Origin of the sequence: Coprobacter tertius (genome assembly GCF_024330105.1) — a bacterium.
GTDB classification, from domain to species: Bacteria; Bacteroidota; Bacteroidia; order Bacteroidales; family Coprobacteraceae; genus Coprobacter; species Coprobacter tertius.
Genome location: NZ_JANDHW010000010.1, coordinates 72461 through 97829 on the forward strand (window position 1 = coordinate 72461; position 25369 = coordinate 97829).

General features: G+C 40.2%; 13 protein-coding genes. 10 read left to right on the forward strand and 3 right to left on the reverse strand.

Annotated elements, in window-relative coordinates:
- Positions 1-85 precede the first annotated feature (85 nt).
- Positions 86-886, forward strand: a complete 801-nt coding sequence (locus NMU02_RS10515) for a hypothetical protein (RefSeq protein ID WP_255027841.1) — start codon at positions 86-88, stop codon at positions 884-886.
- A gap of 88 nt (positions 887-974) precedes the next feature.
- The gene (locus tag NMU02_RS10520) at positions 975-3026 is read left to right on the forward strand and encodes a beta-N-acetylhexosaminidase (protein ID WP_255027855.1); all 2052 of its coding nucleotides are present in this window, start codon (positions 975-977) and stop codon (positions 3024-3026) included.
- 115 nt (positions 3027-3141) lie between these two features.
- On the opposite strand, the gene NMU02_RS10525 is transcribed toward NMU02_RS10520, so the two are convergent.
- From NMU02_RS10525 to NMU02_RS10535, 3 genes are all read right to left on the reverse strand, one after another.
- Positions 3142-4695, reverse strand: coding sequence for a sulfatase family protein (locus tag NMU02_RS10525; RefSeq protein WP_255027843.1), 1554 nt, complete (start codon positions 4693-4695; stop codon positions 3142-3144).
- A 19-nt stretch (positions 4696-4714) separates the two neighbouring features.
- Positions 4715-7789, reverse strand: coding sequence for a chondroitinase family polysaccharide lyase (locus NMU02_RS10530; protein WP_255027844.1), 3075 nt, complete (start codon positions 7787-7789; stop codon positions 4715-4717).
- Between the two features lie 141 nt (positions 7790-7930).
- Entirely contained in the window at positions 7931-9130 is a 1200-nt protein-coding gene (locus tag NMU02_RS10535; RefSeq protein WP_255027845.1) for a glycoside hydrolase family 88 protein, read from the reverse strand.
- A gap of 472 nt (positions 9131-9602) precedes the next feature.
- Here NMU02_RS10535 and NMU02_RS10540 point away from each other — a divergent pair, with 472 nt between their 5' ends.
- The 8 genes from NMU02_RS10540 to NMU02_RS13775 all read left to right on the forward strand — a co-directional run.
- Positions 9603-12632, forward strand: a complete 3030-nt coding sequence (locus NMU02_RS10540; RefSeq protein WP_354003117.1) for a SusC/RagA family TonB-linked outer membrane protein — start codon at positions 9603-9605, stop codon at positions 12630-12632.
- A gap of 21 nt (positions 12633-12653) precedes the next feature.
- The gene (locus tag NMU02_RS10545) at positions 12654-14363 is read left to right on the forward strand and encodes a RagB/SusD family nutrient uptake outer membrane protein (RefSeq protein ID WP_255027847.1); all 1710 of its coding nucleotides are present in this window, start codon (positions 12654-12656) and stop codon (positions 14361-14363) included.
- Positions 14364-14390: 27 nt separating this feature from the next.
- Positions 14391-15392, forward strand: coding sequence for a DUF5017 domain-containing protein (locus NMU02_RS10550; protein WP_255027848.1), 1002 nt, complete (start codon positions 14391-14393; stop codon positions 15390-15392).
- Between the two features lie 86 nt (positions 15393-15478).
- A complete protein-coding gene (locus tag NMU02_RS10555; protein ID WP_255027849.1) occupies positions 15479-18376 on the forward strand; it encodes a chondroitinase family polysaccharide lyase in 2898 nt (965 codons plus the stop codon).
- A 290-nt stretch (positions 18377-18666) separates the two neighbouring features.
- A complete protein-coding gene (locus tag NMU02_RS10560) occupies positions 18667-20622 on the forward strand; it encodes a glycoside hydrolase family 97 protein (protein WP_290427139.1) in 1956 nt (651 codons plus the stop codon).
- A 138-nt stretch (positions 20623-20760) separates the two neighbouring features.
- Positions 20761-22215 (forward strand): glycoside hydrolase family 125 protein, encoded by a 1455-nt coding sequence (locus NMU02_RS10565; protein ID WP_255027850.1) that lies wholly within the window; start codon positions 20761-20763, stop codon positions 22213-22215.
- A gap of 4 nt (positions 22216-22219) precedes the next feature.
- The gene (locus NMU02_RS10570) at positions 22220-24748 is read left to right on the forward strand and encodes a glutaminase family protein (RefSeq protein WP_255027851.1); all 2529 of its coding nucleotides are present in this window, start codon (positions 22220-22222) and stop codon (positions 24746-24748) included.
- Positions 24749-25120: 372 nt separating this feature from the next.
- Positions 25121-25369, forward strand: a 249-nt coding sequence (locus NMU02_RS13775; protein WP_435522038.1) for a hypothetical protein, incomplete at its 3' end; no start/stop codon positions are given.

Below are 25369 nucleotides of genomic sequence, written 5' to 3' on the forward strand. Positions count from 1 at the left end.
TTTTTGATGGGGAAAAGCGATAATGATCTTATATAAAAAGATGGCTATAGCTTGGAATTTAATAATTAATGATTAAAATTTTATCATGAAAACAATTGTATTTTTATTATTTTTGTGTTGGTCTGTAGTAAATATTTTTGCACAGGACCAATTGATTTATGTTACCGGTTCGATGAATAGCTGGGCAGAAGCAGACGACGGTTGGAAATTAACGCCAACGGGTGAAAATAATATGTACAGACTTGAGAAAACATTAACTGCCGGAGATTATGAATATCAGTTGATTAACGGTACGTGGGGCGATGGCAGCATTGTTTCGGAAGGTACACATAAAATAAGCCTTTCCGAGGAAAAAACGGTTACTTTTTGGGCGCTTTCTCCTACGAATTTTTATTGTAGTGAGGATATTTTTTATGTGATAGGAACGGCTATGGGAACCGACTTGGACTGGAGTCTGTCTACCGCAAAGAAAATGACTAAAAAAGGTACTATCGTTTATTGGACGGGAGAGGTAACCGAAGGCGGACTTTTTAAAATCATAAAGATACATGACGAGGTGGGTTATTGGGGGGATATTACTCCCGAGAATATAAGATGTGATATTGGAGGTACGGTAACCGCAAAGTTAGATCTCAGCACATTGTCCGTAAGTGTAAGTGAAGGTTCGTTAGATGGGGTCGATAAAATAAATGACGGATTTCAAATTAATGTCGGTAAGGGGTATGTGCTTATTAATGCAAACGATAAGACAGAAATCTCTATTCATTCAATCGAAGGAAAGCTGATCGACCACAAACTCTTTACCGGAAGTAATTTTTTCCCGTTGGAGAAAGGTATATATATTATCAGAATGAATGGAAAAACGAAAAAAATAGTAGTTCCTTAATCATAAAAATAGTTTTGTTTACTGAATTAAATTACTTTTAAATATGAAAAAAAACACGTTTTACCGATTGTTCCTTTCCATTTCTCTTATGTGTTTTTTCTTTCCGGTTAAAGCAGTAAATCCGATCGACGGTTTCCGAATTTTACCTTTACCGCAGAAAATCGAGATCGGGGAAAAAGGCGGCTTGATGGGAGATGAATTATCGCATATTACTGTAAAGGGGAATTTTACTGTTCCGGTATTGGGAGAATTGTTAGATCGTTTACCCGGGAAAAATGGTAACGGTAAAGGTATAACGTTGATTCTAACCGACTCGGATACTCCAGTTTCTGCTGAAGGATATGTTCTGGAAGTTGGGAAAAAAGGAGTAACTATTTCTGCCAGAGCTCAGGCCGGTTTATTTTACGGATGTCAGACGATGGAACAATTGATGGAAGATAGCCGGGATTTCGGTTTATTGATTCCGTTTATGAAAATTACCGATTATCCGGCTATATCTTATCGGGCCGTACACCTCGATACGAAACATCATCTCGACCGGACTGAATATTACTACCGCATGATCGACCGGTTGGCCCGGTATAAGATAAACGGGATAATCTGGGAATTGGAAGATAAGCTGCGTTATTCACGACGCCCTGAGATAGGAGCTCCCAATGCGATCAGTAAACAAGAAATGCAGGCGATTTGCCGTTATGCGAAAGAAAGGCATATCGATATAAGCCCCCTGGTACAAGGTTTAGGACATGCGGGATTTATACTGAAACATCATTGGGAACTTCGGGAAAATCCGGCTAGCGATTGGGAATTTTGCCCCTCCGACCCGCGTACATACGAAGTTCAATTCGATCTTTACCGGGATGCTTTGGAGGCCATGCCCGAAAGTAAATATTTGCATGTCGGTGGAGATGAAATAACGGCTATAGGTATCGATGACCGTTGTAAAGCAACCGGAAAGAGTCCTTTCGAATTACAAATGGTATGGTTGAAAAAAGTTTGTGATTTTGCCGTATCTCACGGTCGTACCCCTATATTCTGGGACGATATGCCTTTGAAATACGCAGATTTATGGGGTTTAATCACAAACGATTTATCGGATGAAGAGGTGCTGAAGAATTGGAATACGAGTCGGCTGGATGAGGCGATAAAAATGTTCCCCCAAGATTGTATATATATGCGTTGGCAATATGGAGATCCTACCGGACTGGCACACCGGCTTTTATTAGATTGGTATCATAAAAACGGTCTTCGAGTAATGGCTGCGACAGCGGCTTCGATGGGAGATACTCCGTTTATGCCAAGAAATAATTCCAGGGCACAGTATATACGAGATTTTTCTGAACTGGTGGCGCAAAACAATCTGGAAGGTATTCTTTCGACTGCCTGGGACGATGGTTCTCCGCATTTGGAAACAGTTATGCGAGGATTTATAGCGCAGGCAGAATATGGTTGGAATCCCGGTGGACGTACGATAGAAGAATTTATAGATGCTCATGCTTGCCGGGAGTTCGGCTTGTCGGGAAAACAGATGCAGTTCTTATCCGAAATGGAGAAAGCCGCTTTTTTCTTCGATGGTGCCTTGGTAACTTCCGGGCATCGTAATCCGTCGTGGGGAGTGACGACAACATTTAAACTGATAGATTTACCCGACATAACAAATCCCGGCGAGTGGAGTGCGAAGTATAAAAAGCTTTTAGATAGGGCACAAGAGGAATCGGTTCGTTATGGTATGATTGTAAACGGGTTGAATGAGGCCCGACGAAATGCATTACGTAATCGTTATACGTTGGAAGTGTACCGGCAAACCAGCAATTTACTGAATTATCCCGTACGATTATTAGAGGCTTTGGCTTTATATGACAAAGCCCCGAATACAGAGGGCAGGCAAGAGGCTCTTAAAACAATAGGAGCTGTTTGCGATTCGTTTTCGGTAGTAAAAAAAGATTTGGAAAATGTATATTCACAAACCCGGTTTATGCAGAATCCGGATGGATATATTTCAGATCAGAATGATCATAATCATTTGGCGGCTTTGACAAATAATAGCGATTGGATTTTTTTATATGAAATGCCGATGGTAGAAAAGGTAAAAAAGTGGTTAGATAAAATGGAAATTCCGGTATCAGTTAATCGGAAATGAAAATATACCCGGGAGATAACATTTATTTCCCGGGTATATTATATCTGAAACCGAAATAATAAAGATTCTCGGTATCAGTTTTTTATCAAAATAACGCATCTGCCAGTAAATATATTCAATATTGAATGATGTCGTTCAGAATTTTTTCTTGATACCAAGGATCGTCTATATCTTTAAGTAGTTTACCCATTTTATTACACAGCTCTTTAAAAATTTTTCCATTTGCCTCTACCGGTAAATTACTCATCTGATAAGGATCTTTCAGGTCGTTAAAGAAGAGAATCTTATTTATTTTTTTTTCTCGGTTTATAAAAATAGCCAAAGTATACTCCTGAGTTTTAATTCCCCGGGCCGACGGGAAGTAAGAAATTACATTGCCCGTTTTGTCTTTGTCACCGTCGAGATTTTGTATGTATAATATCCCTTCAGGTCGTTTTATCATTGAGTTTTCATCTAAAAATAACGACGAGAAATCGGTACCCTGTACGTTTTTGGGAACCTTGTTTCCTAAGCCCGCGAGTCCTAATACTGTAGGCATGATATCGGGAGATGATAATAACAAATCGCTTTCGACGCGCGGTTTCAGTTTATCGGGATATCGTACGATAAAAGGAATATTCATTGCTTCGGAATAGGGGGAATTTTTTGGGTCGTCGGTATTCTGGCTGCACATGGTTTCTCCATGATCAGAAGCGAAAATAACAATTGTATTTTTATCGAGGCCGAGATCTTTTAGTGTTTGCAGGATACGACCGAACTCCCGGTCGACTCCGGAAACCGAAGCGAAATAAAAGGGTACATTAGCGGCTTTCTCCATTTGGGGATTGGCATTATCGCGTACTAATAATTTTTTAACAGGCGTGTCTTTGTATAAATCATAATCTTCGGGCATACAGTCATCGATCGAACGATAAGGGCTGTGAGGCGGATTCATTCCTATCATCATAAAAAACGGTTTTTTAGGATCTCTGACATGATGAGTATTTTTAAGATATTCGATAGCTTTATCGGCTTCGTGTTGGGGTGACCACTCTTTTATTTCATGTCTTTTACCGGCTGTATCCCAATAATGGGGCGTTTTATGTACATCGTAAGTTCCGTATGAATACCAGTAATTAAATCCGTGTCGTCTCGAAGGAGGGGTATAGGCATCCCAAGCGGGAATTTTATCTTCTACGTATGTTCCCGGGTTTTGAGGATTATTAGGAGTAGGGTGATCTACATGTAATTTTCCGATATAGGCACAATCATATCCGTTATGGCTGAAAACATCGCTGATACATTCTACGTCGGATCTTAAATTGCTGATCGGTCTGTCGGCATTGCAGTTAAGTGGTACTCCACTTTTGTTGGGATACATTCCTGTAAGCAACATTCCGCGATGGGGGCTACTCAACGGGCAGTTGCTCATGGCCGAAGTAAGAACTACCGATTCTTTTGCGAATTTATTCAGATTGGGAGTGATAACTGGATCTGGAGTATAATTTATTTTATCTCTGAATCCGTTTTCACGCCAGAATCCTAATGCCTGGTTTCTGAACTGGTCGGGGAAAATGTATATGACATTAGGCTGTTCGTATTTTTTAAACTTTTTGGTTTGGCTACATGCTCCTAATGAAATAATTGTTGCGGCAGAAAATAATACCGTCTGGCTTAATCGTATTATCATTTTATGAGTTTATCGTTATTTAATTATCGTTTAATTCTTTGCGCATTAGTTTTACTTCGCGTGTAAGTCCGTTTTGGCAGCTGATTTCGAAAACGGTATTATCCTTTTGGTGTGTTTTAATATGAACATCTTCCGAATTTCCTGAAATTTCCCATATTCCTTTTATCGTGACTTCAATGGTAGAAATACCCGACGGGTTATTTATCCATTTGCGGGAATATATGCTGCGTTCGATGGTTTTTCCGTTTTTATCGTAAATTTCGTCTGCCGGGCCGTCATAAAACTTCAGGTCGGGATCACATACACTCAATATGAGTTCGTTATCGCTAATACTTTTAGTCATAGCCAGACAAGGATGGTTTGTCGAGATAATATCGGCTTTGTTTATTATTCCGCTTTCGAAAAGTACATATCCGGTCGTTTTTGTAATTTTATCCGTTACGATATGGGCATTGTCGTTTTGTTGTAAAACGGTATAGGGCATTGTGTCTTGAGAATCTTTGTTTCGAATATATTCTGACAACTCTTTTTCATTTGGTTGTATGAGTACCATGTAGCGGTAATTTTCGTTTTCAGGCGAATTTCCATGATTAATTGCCGCCATCGCGAAATTATTTTGTGTAGGTAGGCAAGTTTCCTCATCGAGAGAGTGTTGCAGATCTTTGTGAATGATAATATCTGCATTATAGACGAAATAATAATTATTCTTACTATCGCAAAGAACCGTCGATTTTTCTTTTAATCGTTTATGATAGGGGAAATTGGTTATTTTTTTTCCGTTAACATGTATAGGTATATTTTTATCGGCTAAGTAAACCTGGAATAATGTCGTATGTACTGGAGCGTTTCTTAGTACGCTTTTTATACCCGTACCCAAAGCGATGATTCGGTTGTCGAAAAAGAAATAAGATTTACGCGCATGTAACGAACCGTTATATTTGTCGTTTTCATGTAGTTTCATTCCGAAAACTCCGTTTCTGTTGCCGTTCGATACCGAACCTGCAAACGATTCATCCGAGAGCAACATTTCCTCATATCCCGATACACTGTCGACTTGTCTTACATCGGCTTTCAGTTTTTCCATGGGTAAAACGGCGGCTGTTGTTCCGGGAATGTGATTCCAGTCCCAACCTTTCTGATTGAATCCCGATTGAAATATATCGATTGGGTTGCCGGTTCCGAGTATCTGGAGATTACCGTGATTCAAATAGCGTCCGAAACAATTGGCTCCAATATATCCTTCTGTCGACCAGAGATAACGGCTGAAACCCATGGCTGTCGCCAGCCATTCACCCCGCCGATGTACGGCAAGACAAGAATAATTGAGGCTCCAGTTACCTTCCGGAGCCGGTTCTGCCTTGAATCCTTCACGTGACAATTCATCAGAGTATTCTCCTTTTTTATGATAAAGTAATCTCAGATAAGCTGCGGCTAGTTCCGGGTCGATTTTATATTTTCCGTCAGGACTTCCCACGATAGCTAACCGGCCGTAGTGCCAGGGAAAAATATGACCTTTTCCATCGGGGTGTCGTCCCGAAAGTGATAAAGGCCAACTCAGTAAATTACAGTATTTACGCATGGTAAGCAATGAAAATTTGAGTTGCTCATGGCTTTCGGGAGAAATAGAAAACATAGTTTTGTGTAAGAGCCATACTGAGTTTACCGCTCCGTCTAATCCACCTACTGCGTATGCCGGATAGTTATGCCGGTGGTGGAAAATTGTACCATCGATTTTAAAACAGCCTTCTGTTCCGTCAGAGGGGAGTAATCCGTTATTTATCCAACGAGATATCGAATACAGGTAAGATACTTTTTCGGGGCTGTCATTCATCATTAGTATACTGGAAAGCCTGCCGATAAGACTGGTGTTAAAAGCATCGATATCCATCCCCGGTTTACGAGGTTTTAATTTTACTTCTCCTGTTCCGGCAAACCATTCCATGGCTTGTTGTACTTGTATATCGAGCCCGGCGTTTTTAAGCACATTTTTCATCAAGAAGGCGGCCGGATAAAAATTACGCATACTGTATCCCAAGTGATGTAATGTTCCCAATGCGCTACCAGCTTGAAAGCCCTGATCGAGCATATGTCTTATTAACATGATGTACATATGTTCCAGCTTATTTTTCTCGTGAATGTCATCGCTGTTATTATAGGTAATCGCTATGTTATATAGGAGTGTATTAAATTTACGTAGCCCCATCGGGTTATCGTATATTTTTGCATAGTTGATCCCTCCGAGGTGATTGTAAGTTTCTCCGAAACGCTCAAAAAATACGGGTACTCCTTTTACGGTCCCATCGGGATTTTGGGTGATATTGTAAGCATTATATTGCTTGATCAGTTTATCGAACCCGATTTTTTTATTCGGTAATAATAACTCGTGAAGGCGTTGTTCCACGGTTTTTATGCTTTTTTGTTCTTCCGGGCTTATCGTTGCTTTCACCGGAATATCGAATCGATTTTGCCATGATTTCAGTAGAATAAGCCAGTGAGAAGTGGTCGAAGGGTTTACATATGGAGCTTCGAAGCTTGCCGTATGATGTCGTATGTCCTGAAAGGAAGATAAAATTATATGATCGAAAAATAACTCACCGTTTTCGATATCGGGAGCGATAATGCGAAGACAGTCCATTCCTTCCTCGGGTTTTCCCTGCATATCCCGGTCGAAGGCGATCCAGGCTCCTCTCCATCCCGAAAAGTCAGTCCCGTAGTCGAAATATGAGCATATTTTGCCTTTTTTGAGAAATTCGAAGCGTATTTTTCCTCCTGGAAGATTCCGGGGGTTATATACCCAGAAGACAAAAGTGGATACCGAAGTTTCGTTCGGATTCGGATTTTTAGATAAATATTTTATAGGCTGATCGATTTCTATTATTGAATTAGGTTGATTCCACCTCCATTGTAAACTGTGTGCCAGGTGTTTATAATGAAGGTTACTTATTGTAATTTCCGATCCTTTGCCGGGTTTGGCAGGAAGGGTCGAGGTCTCGAAAGAAAGAATCTCGGGGTGAGTAAATTCTTTTATTTGCGCATTGCTTTCAACTGTTGAAAGAACAATTAATAAAAATATAAGGATGCAATTGAATTTCATAATAGGTTTGAGCGATTGATTTTTGAAAATATAACTGTATAAAGTTTGGCCCGAATAATCTGAGCATTAAAGCAATGTTCCATAATTATAAGTATTTCTTTAGTACCGTGAGCATTAGTATACCCTGTGCGTGTAGATAATTTACATTTTATCGATTATTTTTTTACGTGTTAAAGCCTCGAGAAAATAATAATCGGCATAGTTTAGAGGAACATCTATTTCGGAATGATGAGGAATGCTTCCGACCGAATGCATAAGAATAAAATTGCCATTGGTTCCTACGATAGCGAGGTATGCCGGGCTCGAAAGAGATCTTATGATTTTATCGGCGGTATCTTTATACTCAGGTTTTCCGTAACCGCTCAATTCGTATAGAGCCGAGGCGATTACAGCGGCTGCCGATGCGTCTCTGGGTTCATTGGGAATATTCGGTGCGTCGAAATCCCAATAAGGTATTAAGTCGGCAGGCATATTTTTATTTTCGAATAGGAAATTGTAAATTTTGTCGGCCTGCTCGAGATAGGCTTTATTTCGGGTTTCCCGGTAGCATACGGTATAACCATACAGAGCCCAAGCCTGGCCGCGAGCCCAGGAGGATTCGTCGGAATATCCCTGTGCCGTTTGTTTATGGAGTACAGCCCCTGTTTTTTTATCATAATCGATTACGTGATAACAACTATGGTCTTTTCGAAAATGATTTGCCAATGTAACATCGGCATGGCTTACTGCTATTTTATAAAATGTAGAGTCTCCGCTCAGCCGAGTGGCTTCAAATAACAATTCGAGATTCATCATATTATCTATGATTACCGGACATGACCATCCTTTTTTACTTTGCCATCCTCGATTTTCATCCCAGGATTGTATTACTCCGGGAATGGCCCGGAAGCGTGTGGATAATGAGCGAGCTGCTTCGATGATAACGTCTTTATAAGTCGGATTTTTAGTGATACGATAGGCGTTTCCATAACTGCAATAAATCATAAATCCTATATCGTGATGCCATTTGAGATATTTTATCGAATCGAGAGCTTCGGTAAATTTTATACCGTATTTTTCCCATTTTTTATTTCCGGTCAGTTCGTACATATACCATAATGAACCTGCGAAAAAACCGCTTGTCCAGTCATCGTTCGGAACATACTCTATTTTGCCGTTGTATACTGTACGCGGATTAAGTATTTTCCCCGAGTCATTTATAATCTGTACCTGTCTTTCCATTTGTTGGGAGGCTATATCGATGTCGTGTTTTACCAGAGCATTATCGGATTTTGTTTTTGAGTTACAGCCGGTAAAAAGAACGGAACAGAGAAGGAACATATAAAATAATGTCGTTTTCATGATAGTTTATCGTGTTTATAAATAGTTATTGAATCAAGGGATCATTGTATTCCTGCGCTAAGATATATTAAATGATAGGGAACGATTTTGCTGTGAATTACAAAAGGGTTCTATATTTTATTTTATATGTCCTAAAAAAATGGGACTTGCTTTCTTGGTATTTTCATTTCAGGTATATTGGTTCCATTTTTTAGATTATGGGCCTTCTATTAAGGTGTGATGTGTAGAAGAGTAGGAGAATATTACAGATATTAGCCGAAAAATTTTATCAATTGTTTTCGATACATGAAAAATACATTATTTAATCTTATTTACTTAATAATCGGTTTATGGAGCGATAATATTTTATTCCGGTTCCAGAAAAATATCTTTTTTAATAAATCCCAAACTGAATATATCTATGAAAATTAACAGAATTAAGTTTCTCTTGCCTTTTTTATGCGCATGTTTATCGCTCGTGGCAAATGCGCAAATGAATGTAACGGGGACTGTTGTCGATGCCAATGGAGAAAGATTGCCCGGAGTAAGTATTTTGCTAAAAGGAACCAATACGGGAACTATGACAGATATGAATGGGAAATTTTCTATTCAAGTACCTTCTTCCGATGCGATTCTCCGTTTTTCTTATCTTGGATATGAGTCGCGTCATGTAAAAGTAGATACAAAAAAAATGATGAATATCGTAATGAAAGAACAATCGACGGCACTCGATGAGGTTGTTGTAGTAGGTTATCAGGAAGTACGCCGCAAGGATCTTACCGGATCGGTTGCCAAGGCGAACATAAACGATATGCTGAAAACCCCGATAACTCGTTTCGACCAGGCTTTGGCAGGTCGTATAGCTGGAGTACAGGTGTCATCGGGCGAAGGGGGACCGGGGGCTTCTTTCAATATCGTAGTAAGGGGTAATAACTCTCTTACCCAAAGCAATTCTCCTTTATTCGTTATCGACGGGTTTCCGGTAGAGGATGCCGGTGCGGCTTCGATAAATCCTGCGGATATAGAATCGCTGGACGTTCTTAAAGATGCTTCGGCTACTGCGATTTACGGGGCAAGAGGCGCCAATGGAGTTGTTATAATCACTACAAAAAAAGGAAAAATCGGTAAACCGGTTATTACCTACAATGGCAGTGTTTCTTTAGAACGGCTCAACAATAAACTCGATTTGATGGACGCATATGAATTCGTCAGATTACAGGAAGAATTGTATTCGCCTTCCGAAATGCTTGAAAAATATTTTAGTGAAGGACGCACGCTTGAAAGCTATCGCAACATACCCGATCAGTACGACTGGCAGGATGAAGTTTTCCGTACCGCTATATCTACCAATCACTATCTGTCGATATCGGGTGGTACGGCTGATACGCGTTATAATAGTTCTTTATCTTATGTAAATCAGAACGGGATTATTATTAATTCGGCATATACGCGTTTCCAGGGACGGTTCAGCCTCGACCAAAGGATAAATTCTAAACTTAAAATAAACCTTAATGCCAATTACTCGAGAGGTATAACCAGTGGATCGTCACCCTCGGCAGCATCGAGCAGCGCAAGCAGCAGCTTTATGTATAGCGTTTGGGGATATCGTCCGGTGACCTATGACGGAACCGATTTGCGTACTGCTTTATGGGACCCCGATGTAAATACGGCCAACGATTATAGGTTTAACCCGATTCTCTCGGTCAGGAACGAATACCGAAAAAATACCCAGGATGATTTGGTAGGAAATGCTTTTGCCGAATATACGTTTATAAAAGGATTAAAGTTAAAGGTTTCGGGAGGTTATCGGTTGAAAAAACGACTGAATGAAGCTTTCAACGGGTCGAAGACCCGGTACGGAAATGCCAGCCGATCTGAAGGGGTAAACGCTTCGGTACGTAATTATGACGATCATGGCTGGCTGAATGAAAATGTATTGAGCTATTCGAAATATATCAATAAAAAGCATAATATTTCTGCGTTGGCTGGTATGACTTTTCAAGGGAATTATTCGAACATGTTCCGTAGCGATGTACAGCAAATCGCTCACGAATCTTTAGGAATGGCCGGAATGGACTCGGGGTTGCCCAAACTAATCGAGTCATCTATCGGAGAAAACAAATTGATGTCTTATCTGGCCCGTTTTAACTATGCGTTCGAATCGAAATATTACCTTACGGCTTCTTTCCGTGCCGACGGTTCGTCGAAGTTTTCTCCCAAAAACCGGTGGGGATATTTCCCATCGGCGTCGGTCGCTTGGAATTTCGATAAAGAAAATTTTTTAAAAGGCATTGATTGGCTCAACAACGGCAAATTGCGTCTTAGCTGGGGACAAACGGGTAATAATCGCGTAAGTGATTATGCCTATATGGGAAGTATTACGCCGAGTATGACTTATGAATATCCTTTTGGAGAAACTTATTATCCGGGCTTTCGGCTGACGGCTATTGAGAATCCCAATCTGAAATGGGAAACTACCGATCAGACCAATTTGGGTATCGATCTGAGTTTTCTCGGAGAACGTATTAATTTTACGGCCGATCTTTATCATAAACTCACCCGTAATCTTTTACTGTATGCCGATCTTCCTTATACTACAGGCTTCTCTAAAGCATATCTGAATATCGGTAAAATGGCCAACCGGGGTATAGAACTTACTTTGGAGACAGTAAATATAAAAAACCGGGATTTTACATGGACATCTAATTTCAATATCTCTTTTAACCGGAGTGAAGTAAAAGAACTCTCCGGAAACCAGGAAACATTATTGAGTACGGTTACCTTCGATAACGCCTATAAAACGCCATCGTATATCGCCAAAGTAGGTAAACCTCTCGGCCTGATGTACGGATATATTTATGAAGGCACTTATAAACCGGAAGATTTTGAAAACGGGGTACTGAAATCGGATATCCCGACCAACGGGAGTGAAAGGAATATGATACACCCCGGCGATGCCCGTTATAAAGATATCAATGGCGATAATAAGGTAGACGAAAAAGACCAGACGATTATCGGACGTGGCGAACCGATACATGTTGGCGGTTTTACCAATAATTTTACTTATAAGAACTTCGATCTGAATATATTTTTCACCTGGTCGTATGGTAATGATATACTTAATGCGAACCGATTGATTTTTGAAAATAGTCTGACCAAAAAAGAAACTAATATGTTTGCTTCTTATGCCGACCGTTGGACTCCGCAGAACCCGCAGAGCAATATTCCCCGGGCAGGAGATAACAGCCCGAGAGTATTTTCTTCGCGAGTAATCGAAGACGGTTCGTATTTGAGATTGAAGTCGGTAGCTTTGGGCTATACCTTACCCCGTAAAATAGCGAGACGATGTTCTCTCGAATCGGCGCGAATTTTTATTACAGGGGAAAATTTATGGACTTGGACTTCCTATACGGGCTACGACCCCGAAGTATCGGTTCGGAATTCCGCCCTGACTCCCGGTTTCGACTTTTCGGCCTATCCGAGAGCCTACAATTTTTCTTTAGGTGTTAACCTCAGTTTCTAAATCAATCAAATCGAAATCACAATGAAGATTATAAATTATATATTATTATCGATACTTCTGATGACGGGAGTATCCTGTAATTTTCTCGATACGGAACCGAATGATTTTATTCGGCCACAGGATTTTTATAAAGACAGTAACGATGCTTTATTAGCCCTTACGGGTATATACAGTACGCTGGGTAGTCAGAATTTATACGGTGGGGCGTATATGCAATTGTTTGGTACCGATGATCTTACCTATTATGATCGTAATACGCTACCTATTAATGTCCCCAATAATAATTTTGACGCCGGCAATAACGAAGTTGCCAATGTGTGGGCTCAGTTATATACCGGGATCAATAACGCGAATATATTTCTCGAACGTATCGAAAAAACATCGATGGATGCCGGAACAAAGAAAACCTATATCGGTGAAGCGACTTTTTTAAGAGCTTATTTTTATTTCTTGCTCGCACAAAGTTGGGGCGACGTACCTTTAATAACACGAGCACAATATGATGAAAATAATCTTATCCGGGATTGTGCCGCTACTAAACAAGCATCGGTATTGGCATGGGTGACCTCAGAAATGGAAAAGGCAGAACCTATGGTGGCCGAAATCGAAGCGGTCGAAGGAGGGCATGTAAATAAATCAGCCGTTCGGGGCATATTGGCACGGGTTTATCTGAAAAGAGCCGGCTGGCCGGTTAACGAAGGGAAGCCCATGTATGAGAAAGCCCGGTATTGGGCCGGAGAAGTGATCCGTTATGATAAAATAAAACACGATCTGAATCCCGATTACACGCAGGTATTTAAAAACCTTGCCGCCGATGTGGCCGATACCAAAGAATGTTTATGGGAGATTTATTTCACAGGAAACCGTTTAGACGGTCATCAGGCAGCCGGCCGGTGGGGATGTACCATGGGTATTAAAAACAACGATGTTTCTAAAAAATCGATGGGATATAGTTACGCTTTTTATTCGGTAACCCTTAATTTGTGGGATCTTTTCAACGATATCGACGCCGATGGAATTCCTGATCTCGACGATGTCACCGAAAAAAATAATCCCGATGTACGCCGAGACTGGAATATCGCTCCCTATCGGTATCAGCAACGAAACGATAATTCCACGATTTTCTGGAAACGTTACTGGTATTATAAAGGAGATATAAAATTAGATAATAACGGAAATGTCCTGATGAAAGACGATGGCGTTACACCGCAAACCTCAGGGTATGGCGAATATGTACAACGCAATGTAGGAAAATATCGCCGCGAATATGAAGTCGTAAGTCCGAGAGACAAAAATTATACTCCGATAAACTTCCCTGTTTTACGCTATTCGGATGTATTGTTAATGTATGCTGAAGCGGATAACGAAGTCGAAGGCAGCCCGAGCAACAAGGCGGTGGAATATGTAAAAAGAGTAAGAAAACGGGCCGGGCTCGAAACCAAAGACAGTTGGAGTTATGAGGAATTCAAGCGGTTGATACGGGATGAAAGAGCCCGGGAATTGTGTTTCGAAGGAGTCCGAAAATTCGACTTACTCCGTTGGGACTATTTCACCGAAGAAATGAATAACGTATATCGTTATGTTATGAACGATTCGCGTTGGGCTTCCGGAAAATCTTTCGCTGAATATTATGCGCAGAATGCAGCGTCGTCTGAACGATATAAGTGGTTGCCTATTCCGATACATGAGTTGAGTCTCAACCATTCTTTGAAACAAAACCCGGCGTGGTAATCTTTGTAAAACATAAATATAGAAAAAATGAATATACATAAATATGCCTGTGGAATCTTACTGGTCGCTTTATTATCTTCCTGTAACAAGATTTCAGAAGACGTCAGTTTCGGCGTTACACTTTCTCCGGATAATACCTATCTGGCGGGAGACGAAGTAACTTTTTTATTCGACGGTAATCCCGATTATATTACCTTTTGGTCGGGTGATTTAGGTCATGAATATAAATATCGAGACCGAACAGAATATGCTCCTGAAGATATAGAATCGTGTAAAATACGATTTACTGTAGACTCGAAATATGGTGCCAAATATCCCAAAACCCTTACATTAATGGCAACTTCCGGGTTCCCGGGACTGGCCGGAAATAATAAAGATGCAGATCACAATTTACTTACTACCTTCAATGGATGGGAAACAGTGGTAAGTCAGGAAGAGTTCCCCGCGAAAGCAGGGAATGGTAGTACTAACGTAGTGACTGAGACATATGAAAAAGACATCGATGTATCTAAATATGCGTCAGACGCTACATTCGCTTTCCGTTACCAAACTGGGCCGCTCGTTCCGAATGAATCTCAGCGTACATGGAAAATTTTCGGCTTCAGTCTCGAAACGGTTTATAAAAACGGAGTTGTTTATTCGCTTACGGCTGCCGATATGGGTTTTTCGGCATTCGATATGCTTCCTCAGGATTTAAGTCCTCAATCGGGGAATGCTTATTTCAACGGAAAAGGGATGAAAGGCACCTGGAATCTGACAGATACGAAGAATATAGAGATACAAGGTTGTGCGAAAACTCCGGCTTGGGAAAACGACGATTGGCTTATCTCGAGCAATTTGCAGTTAAATGGATGCGAACCGGATAAAAGCGAAGTAATTAAAAATATAAATGTGAGGCTCGATAGTTATTCGCACATTTATACCGTCCCGGGTACATATACGGTTACATTTATTGCCGGTAACAGTAATATTTATGGAGAAAGCAAAGTGATGAGAGAAATAACATTCGAAGTAAAATCAAAAAATTGATTTTATATTAGAATCGTAATAAGTACGATTTCCTGCAGGATGATATTTTCAAATCAACGAACATTAATATATCCGGGAGAAACAATATGAAAAAGTTATATTTTATTATTATCGTTCTTTGCCTGTTTTCAGAAATAAAAGCAGAAAGAATCGATTTCTCAGATGGAATATGCAAAGACATTGGGACGACTTCGGGTGCGAAGATTTCATTAGATAGCATTTTTACGAAAGGAAAAGGCCCTTCGCTTGCGTGGCAATGGAAAAAAGAAGAACAAAAACTCGTATTCTCTGTTCCAGAAATTCTTAACAAAGCTCTCGAAACCCGTCGGGGCGGACTTACTATGTGGATTTATAATAATACCGCACTAAAGAGTCCGTTAAAAATAAAATTTGAAGATGAAGATGGCTCTATCCCTTATTATTTCGATTTCAACCTCGATTTTTCAGGGTGGAGAGCTTGCTGGATAAGTTTTGCTAATATGCAGGGGGACCATGGCAAGAAAAAGTTGGAAAGCTGGATTATAGAGTCTCCAATCGGTATAAAAAAAGGAAATTTACTATTCAGCCGCATAGATTTCCCTCAACAAGGAGTTCATCATCAGGCGACTCCTGATTTTCAGCTACCGAAGAATAACCGGTTACCCACCCGCGAACTCTGGCACTGGTGCCGATTATACGAATGGGAAAACAATCCGTACGATATTCCTTTAATCTCGAATGTAGATAATAACGTAAAGAAAGACATCGAAACCGTAGCGGCAAGGTTGGATAAAATGCTGGTACCCCCCGGGAGAAAGGTGAATATAAATAAGGCAACGGAAATATATAAACAAGCGGGAATACATAAGGTAAAAGGAAGATGGATCGGTGCTCCGCTTTTATCGAAAGACGAGTGTGACAAAAAAGCCGGAGAACTCACTCTCAACGATGTTGAAACCATGTTATATCAGTTTGCCTGCGATTGGAAGTATAACGGAAACGAATCTTCCCGTAAAGCGTTTTTCGATGTATTCGATTATGCTATCGATCAGGGATTTGCATGGGGAAGCGGCATGGGAACCAATCATCATTATGGTTATCAGGTACGAAATATTTATAAAGCGGCCTGGATGATGCGGGACGAATTACGCGAAGCCCACGCCGAAGGTCGTGAAATAATACGTACTCTTACCTATTGGAGTGCTTTGTCTGAAACGCGTATTCCCTATGTATATGGCCGGGATGAATTGCTCGATTCTTGGAATACACTGCTTTTGCCCAAAGTAATATGCGCTATTCTTCAACCTGATTTGCCTGAGCAATTGCGTTCTATGCAGGGAATTAGCCGTTGGTTGAGCGGTTCGCTCGATTTTACTCCCGGAACGATTGGTGGTATAAAAACAGACGGGACTATGTTTCATCATGGCGGATTTTATCCCGCATACTCGATAGGTGCTATAGGTACATTGGGTGTATATCTCGAACTTACGAATAAAACGTCTTTTACCATTACCGCTAAGGCGGCTTCGCATTTGAAATTGGCTTTACAAACCATGCGAAACTATAGTAATTTACGAGATTGGGGCATCGGTATATCGGGCAGGCATCCTTTCGACGGCAGCATTTCGGAAGATGCGGTAAAAACATTCGCTTTATTGGCCGAACGAGGAATACATGCCGAAAATAAAAATGAAATCGATGAAGAGTTAGCGGCAGACTATCTTCGTTTAAAACCTCGGTCCGATTTTTATCGTAAACGTTTTGAGGAAAAGGGTATTCAAGAAGCGGTGGCTCCTTCGGGATTTTTTGTATATAATTACGGTGCCACCGGAATTTTCAGGAGAGACAATTGGATGGTTACTCTTAAGGGATATAATTCCGATGTCTGGTCTTCGGAAATATATGTATCGGATAATCGTTACGGTCGTTACCAAAGTTATGGTTCGGTGCAGATATATGCTAATGGGAATCCCGTTAGCGCAAAAGAAAGCGGTTTTGCCGAAAACGGCTGGGACTGGAATCGGTTACCCGGTACCACAACCATACATCTGCCCCTCGAAATACTTGAAAGTCCTTTAACAGGGACACTCATGGAACATTCTCCCGAGAATTTCGCGGGATCGTCTTCACTGGAGGGTATGAACGGTATTTTCGGAATGAAATTACAAGAACGAAATCGTAAGAATTTTAATCCTTCTTTTCATGCCCGTAAATCGGTTTTCTGTTTCGATAACAGAATGATCTGTCTTGCTTCCTCGATTAGTAACGATAATAAAGATTTCCCGACAGAAACTACCTTGTTTCAATTGGCACTGGAGGATAAAAACGATACAGTTTTTTATAACGGTAAGACTTGGGATATTTTTCCCTTATCAAAAGAAATAAAAAATTCTGCTGATGCATGGTTATCGGATACAAAAGGAAATGTATATTATATTCCGGCAGGACAAGATTTACATATTTCCAAATGTGAACAATATTCGAGAGATAATAAAAAGAAAAATCCTACAAAAGGTAATTTCGTTTCTGCCTGGTTATCGCACGGTTGTTCACCCCGTCATGCAGGTTATGAATATATGGTTGCTGTACAGCCATCCGGTAAAATAATACCGGGATATACGGTTTTGAGAAAAGACAGTATTGCACATATAGTACGTGACGATATTAGCGGGATAATCGGATTTGTGGTTTTCGAAACTATGAACGATTTGCAGGAAACTTCTGTCTCGGCTATTACGGGAGAAACGTTGGTGATGATGCGGGAAACAGGCAAAGAAACTTGTATTATGAGTGTATGCGATCCGTCTTTGCATCTGGAGGAAAAGACTTATACGACAGCAAAACCATCACGCCCTGTTATTAAAGAGATTTGTTTGCGGGGAAATTGGTCTTTGGCAGATATATCTCCTTTGGTTACTGTTGAATATGAAGCGGATAGAACGATTTTAAAAGTAACCTGTGCTGAAGGTCGTCCGGTAGAATTTGGTTTGATAAAAGAAATTTAAGAATAACAGAGAATACAGATTAGTAATGGGGGATGACATGTTACGATGTCATCCCCTTTTTGAATGTAGTAAATAATTTTGAAAAAAATGAGTATATCTTGAATATTTACATTAATTGTAATAGAAATAATTAGGTATAAAATAAAAAATGCATATTTTTGTAACGGAGTAATGTGTGTATTTAAGACACCAAATGTGAAAGAAATGTAATTCTTACATTATATTCGGTATATTTAATTGGTAGATTCGTCATATCATTAGCTTATAAACTAATTAATTTAATATTTAACATGAAAACAATACCAGGAAAAGTGCGATTATTGGTGATGTCTTTAATATTTTTGGGAGTAACGAATACGTTATCGGCCAAGGAAATAGAGTTAACTTCGCCCGACAAACACATACGTGTAAACGTTAAAGTAGGGGATAATATCAGTTATGATGTATCTTATGACTCGGATTTGTTGATGCAGGATTGTGTTTTGGCTCTCGATGTCAATGGTACTGTATTAGGGAAGAGTCCTAAGCTTACCGGTAATAAACGCGGGGTTATAAATGAAACGATCGATCGGGAAGTACCGACAAAAAACGCGCAAATAAAAAATCATTGTAATACTTTGTTATTGAATTTTAAAGGGGGGTATTCTGTAGAATTCAGAGCCTATAACGACGGTATAGCGTATCGTTTCATAACCAATCGGAAAGATATTTCGGAAGTAAAAGGAGAGAGGGTCGATCTAAATTTTGCAGGGAATTACTTGACTCATATATCCAAGACTCCTTCTTTTAAAACTTCATACGAATATCCCTATAGCCATGTAAAACTGGATGAATGGAAGAGCGATGACCGTATGAGTTATCTGCCTATACTTGTACAAACGGATAAAGAATATAGTATTTTAGTTTCCGAAGCCGATTTGTTCGATTATCCTTGTCTGTTTTTCAAAGGAACGGGGAGTAACGGTCTGGTATCTGCATTCCCGAAATATCCGCTCGAATTCGGAGAAGACGGTGACAGAAGTCTTTCTATCTTGAAAGAAGCCGATTACATTGCCAAAACCTCGGGAAAAAGAAAGTATCCGTGGCGTACTTTTGTTATCGGTAAAAATGATGCCGATATTGTAGGTAATGAGATGGTATATAAACTCTCTCGTCCGTGTGAACTGGAAGATATCAGTTGGATAAAACCCGGACAGGTAAGTTGGGAATGGTGGAACGGAGCTTCTCCTTATCATGTAGATTTTAAATACGGATGTAATCTCGAAACTTACAAATATTTTATCGATTTTGCTTCGGAATTCGGTATTCCTTATATTATTATGGATGAAGGATGGGCAAAATCTACCCGTGATCCTTATACTCCTAATCCCAATGTAAATTTGCCCGAACTGATTCGTTACGGAAAAGAAAAGAACGTAGGCATTGTTCTTTGGTTGACCTGGTTGACAGTAGAAAATAATTTCGACTTGTTTAAAACTTTCAGCGATTGGGGTATTGCAGGGGTTAAAATCGATTTTATGGATCGTAGCGACCAGTGGATGGTAAATTATTACGAACGTGTAGCGAAAGAAGCTGCAAAACATAAACTATTCGTTGATTTTCACGGATCGTTCAAGCCTGCTGGTATGGAACGTGCTTACCCCAATATTCTTTCTTATGAAGGGGTAAGGGGAATGGAACAAATGGGTGGCGCTACTCCCGAAAATAATATTTATCTGCCTTTTATGCGAAATGCTGTGGGTGCGATGGATTATACTCCGGGCGCAATGATAAGTATGCAGCCCGAGGTGTATTGTTCTAGACGCCCTAATTCTGCTGCTATTGGTACACGTGCCTATCAGATGGCTCTTTTCGTTGTATTTGAAAGCGGATTGCAAATGCTTGCTGATAACCCTACCAATTATTATCGCGAACGCGAATGTACCGAATATATTACCAGCGTGCCGGTTACCTGGGACGAGACACGAGTTTTACAAGCCGAGATTGGAAAATCGTTGGTCGTAGCCAAACGTAAAGGTGATAAATGGTATATCGGTGGCATTACGAATGATAAAGAAAGAGATATAAATATATCTTTAGACTTTCTGGAAGACAATCGTAAGTATAAGCTTACTTCGTTTGAAGATGGAATAAATGCCGATCGTCAGGCTCTCGATTATAAGAAAAAAGAGCAGCCGGTAAACAAAAGTACGACCCTTATCTTACATATGGTACGTAACGGTGGTTGGACAGGCGTTATAGAATAAACGCTATTGAAAAATCCCGGTAATGTATGACATATAAATTTACATGACCGGGATTTTTTTGTATAACGGAGTATTTATGGCTGTTGCCGATCTGATTTTAATATATTATGGTAATATTAAATATAAATATATAGAGTTATGACAACACGACGAGATTTTCTGAAAAAGGGAGGGCTTGCATTGGCCGCTTTAGCTGCTTCGGGCAGCATACCTGTTTCGGCATTTGCAGCCGGCAACGGTAAAGGAACTGCCGATTATGTATCGAAACGACCGGAACTTGCAAATCGTAAATTTACTTCTAAGTCTGTTGAAGAGACGATTGCACGGGTAAAAAAACAGATAAAAGATCCGAAATTGGCCTGGATGTTCGAGAATTGTTTTCCGAATACGCTGGATACAACAATAGAATCATTTAAAATGAATGGAGAGCGTCCCGATACATTTGTCATAACTGGTGATATACATGCTATGTGGCTACGGGATTCGGGCGCCCAGGTATGGCCTTATTTGCCTTTATGTAAAAATGATGAGCCGTTGCGGTTATTAATTGCCGGAGTAATCAATCGTCAAACCTGGTGTATCTTGCAGGACCCTTATGCAAATGCTTTTGGACAAACTGAAAAAAGCAGTAGCTGGGAGTCGGATATGACTGAAATGAAACCTTACGTTTATGAACGTAAGTGGGAGATCGATTCGTTGTGCTATCCGGTTCGTTTGGCTTATAATTACTGGAGAACGACGGGTGACACTTCTGTTTTCGATAAAAACTGGACGAATGCTATGGAGTCGGTATATAAAACATTCCGGGATCAGCAACGTAAAGACGGTCGTGGATCGTATAATTTTCAGCGAAAAACCGAACGTCAATTAGATACGTTATCTAATGGAGGATGGGGGAATCCTGTAAGTCCTGTCGGGCTTATCGTTTCTTCTTTCCGGCCTTCGGATGACGCTACGACTTTCGGCTTCCTGATTCCTTCGAATGTATTTGCAGTGGCGTCATTACGTCAAATTGCCGAAATTTGTACTGAAGTAACCGGAAATACCCAACTTGCAGCCGACTGTAAGGCATTGGCCGATGAGGTGCAGACTGCTATAAATAAATACGGTATTGTGCGCCATCCTAAATACGGAAAAGTATATGCTTTTGAGGTAGATGGTTACGGAAATGCTTATTTTATGGATGATGCCAATATCCCGAGCCTTTTGGCAATGCCTTATCTGACAAATATGTCGGTAAACGATCCCGTTTATCGCAATACCCGTAAACTGGTATGGAGTCTCGATAATCCGTATTTTTTTAAAGGAAGCAAAGGCGAAGGCATAGGCGGTCCTCATCAGGGTTATGATATGATATGGCCGATGAGTATTATTATGAAAGCGGAAACCAGTACCGATAATAACGAGATACGTAACTGTTTGAGAATGTTACGTGATACCGATGATAATACCGGATTTATGCACGAGACATTCAATAAAGACAATACGCATAATTTTACAAGACATTGGTTTGCGTGGGCTAATACTCTTTTTGGAGAATTGATACTGCGATTGGTAAACGAAAATAAAAGTTCATTATTAAATAATTTATAAAGAAATGAAATTCAAACATTATGCTAAACATCTCGCAATAGGTATCGGCGCCTTGTTGTGGCTAACCTCTTGCGGGAGTGATAAATATTATACTCCTGCACAGGTGAATGACTTGCGCGCTCCGGCCTATCCGTTGATAACGATCGATCCATATACCTCGGCATGGTCGATGGCGGATAATTTATACGATTTACCGGTAAAACATTGGACCGGACACGATTTTCCTATGTTGGGAATTATTAAAGTGGATGGTGAATGCTATCGTTTTATGGGTAACGAAAAGGCTGTGATGAAGCAAGTGGTAAATACGGCCGATAAAGCTCCTTGGAAAGGGAATTATACTTTTGAAAAACCGGCGTCGGAATGGATGAATCCAGATTTTAACGATTCTGCTTGGAAAAAAGGAACCGGAGCTTTCGGAACTCCGGCTAAAACGGTAAAAACCGATTGGCCCGGTACTGATATTTGGGTACGCCGTACAATAGAAATAGAACCAGAATTATTGACGAAAGATTTAATCCTGGAATATTCTCATGACGATAATCTCGAATTGTATATTAACGGTAAAGAGGTTGTTAATACGGGAAATGCCTGTGCCATGAAACAGATGAAACCTTTAACCGGTGAGTTGAAGGCTTTATTGAAACCGGGTAAAAATATAATTGCGGCGCATTGTAAAAATCCGGTAGGAGGTGCTTATCTTGATTTCGGTATTTGGGAAAAGCCTGAGTTTACTCCGGTATTTCCAATGGCTGCGAAACAGGTTTCGGCAAATGTAATGCCTACTCAGACTTATTATGCCTTCGAATGCGGAGGGGTTTTGCTGGATGTGATTTTTACTTCTCCGCTGTTGATGGATGATCTCGATTTGCTTTCGCGTCCTGTAAATTATATTACATATCAGGTAAAGTCGGTCGACGGGAAATCCCATGATGTAGCTGTATATTTCGATGCTACACCTCAATGGGCGCAAGATCGTATTTATCAACCGGTAACTTCTTCAATGGAACCTGACGAGAAGCTGTTCGTTTTGAAAACCGGAACGAAAGAACAAGATGTGCTGGGACAGAAAGGGGATGATGTACGTATCGACTGGGGATATTTTTACCTTTCCGGAGAAAAGAAGCAAAATCGTACGGCGCAAATCGGTCGGGCTGCGGTTGTACAAGAAGCTTTTGTTAAGAACAGTGCACTCGATAATAGTGCTGATGAAACACTAACGGGAGATATTTCTGAAGAAATGGAGGTATTGGCTATATCCGATAATTTGCAAAAGGTAGGAGAAAAACCGGTTTGTGGTTATATCATGGTTGGTTATGATGACAGATATTCTATACAGTATTTCGGTGAGAACTTGTTGCCTTATTGGAATCGTAAAGGCGATAAAACAATAATGGGCGAGCTTTCTTCCGCGGCACAGGATTATACTCCGGTTATGGATAAATGTGCAGCCTTTGATAAAGATTTGATGAAACGGGCTTCAGAAGTTGGTGGTGAAAAATATGCCGATCTCTGTGCCTTAGTTTATCGTCAGGCTATATCGGCGCATAAGCTGGTAGAAGATAAGAAAGGGGAATTACTTTTCTTATCGAAAGAGAATTTTAGTAACGGTTCGATCGGTACGGTAGATATTTCGTATCCTTCTATTCCTTTATTCCTCGTTTATAATACCGATTTGGCAAAGGGATTGATGAATCATATTTTCTATTACAGTGAAAGTGGTAAATGGAATAAGCCTTTTGCCGCGCATGATGTGGGTACGTATCCTATGGCTAACGGACAGACCTATGGCGGAGACATGCCGGTGGAAGAAAGTGGTAATATGCTGATAATGACTACGGCTGTTACCCTTATCGATGGAAATACGGATTATGCAGAAAAGCATTGGGATGTTCTTACCACTTGGGCTAATTATTTGCTTGAAAATGGACTCGATCCTGAAAATCAGTTATGTACTGATGATTTTGCGGGACATTTCGCACATAATGTGAATCTTTCGGTAAAAGCGATTGTCGGGATTTCCGGGTATGCTAAAATGGCCGATTTGATGGGTAAAAAAGAGATATCCGAAAAATATATGACTGCAGCGAAGGAAATGGCTCGAAAATGGGAAGAAATGGCTAATGATGGAGATCACTACCGTTTAACGTTTGATAAACCCAATACCTGGAGCCAGAAATATAATATGGTATGGGATAAATTATTTGAGACCGGCCTGTTTCCTGAGTATATATATAAGAAGGAACTCGCATATTACCTCAGCAAACAGAATAAATACGGGTTACCGTTGGACAACCGAAGGGATTATACAAAGTCGGATTGGATTCTTTGGACTGCAACAATGGCGGAAGAAGCCGATACATTCAATGCATTGGTAGATCCGGTGTGGTTGTATGCAAATGAGACAACTTCCCGGGTTCCCATCAGTGACTGGCACGAAACGATTCTGGGAACGCAACATGGTTTCCAAGCTCGTTCGGTTGTCGGAGGGTATTATATGCCGATACTCAAAGAAAAGATGTTGAAAAAATAAATTCTATATCAGAATATATTCTTAAAAGAGTTGCTCGTTTAGGGGTAACTCTTTTTTATTCGTATTTATCTGTTTACAGATTAAAATATATGAATCTTCAAAAAGAAAACAAGTTACGAATAAACATACGGTATTCCGGAAAAGGTCAAGTAAAATAAGAAATTGCGATATTAGTATAATTAAGTAGTGGGGGTATTTTGCTTTCAAAGTGTTACCTTTGTGTGATTAAAAACAGCTGCCTGTGTTTTTATCGGTAAAGACATATTGTTGTATTTTGCTTTCAAAATGTTATCTTTGTGTGATCAGAAACAGCTAGATTATACGGGCGAAAAGCTATTTGTAGTTGTATTTTGCTTTCAAAATGTTATCTTTGTGTCATCAGAAACAGCCAACAATCAGAAATACACAGGCACCCATCCGTTGTATTTTGCTTTCAAAATGTTATCTTTGTGTGATCAGAAACAGCTAGATTATACGGGCGAAAAGCTATTTGTAGTTGTATTTTGCTTTCAAAATGTTATCTTTGTGTCATCAGAAACAGCCAACAATCAGAAATACACAGGCACCCATCCGTTGTATTTTGCTTTCAAAATGTTATCTTTGTGTGATCAGAAACAGCTA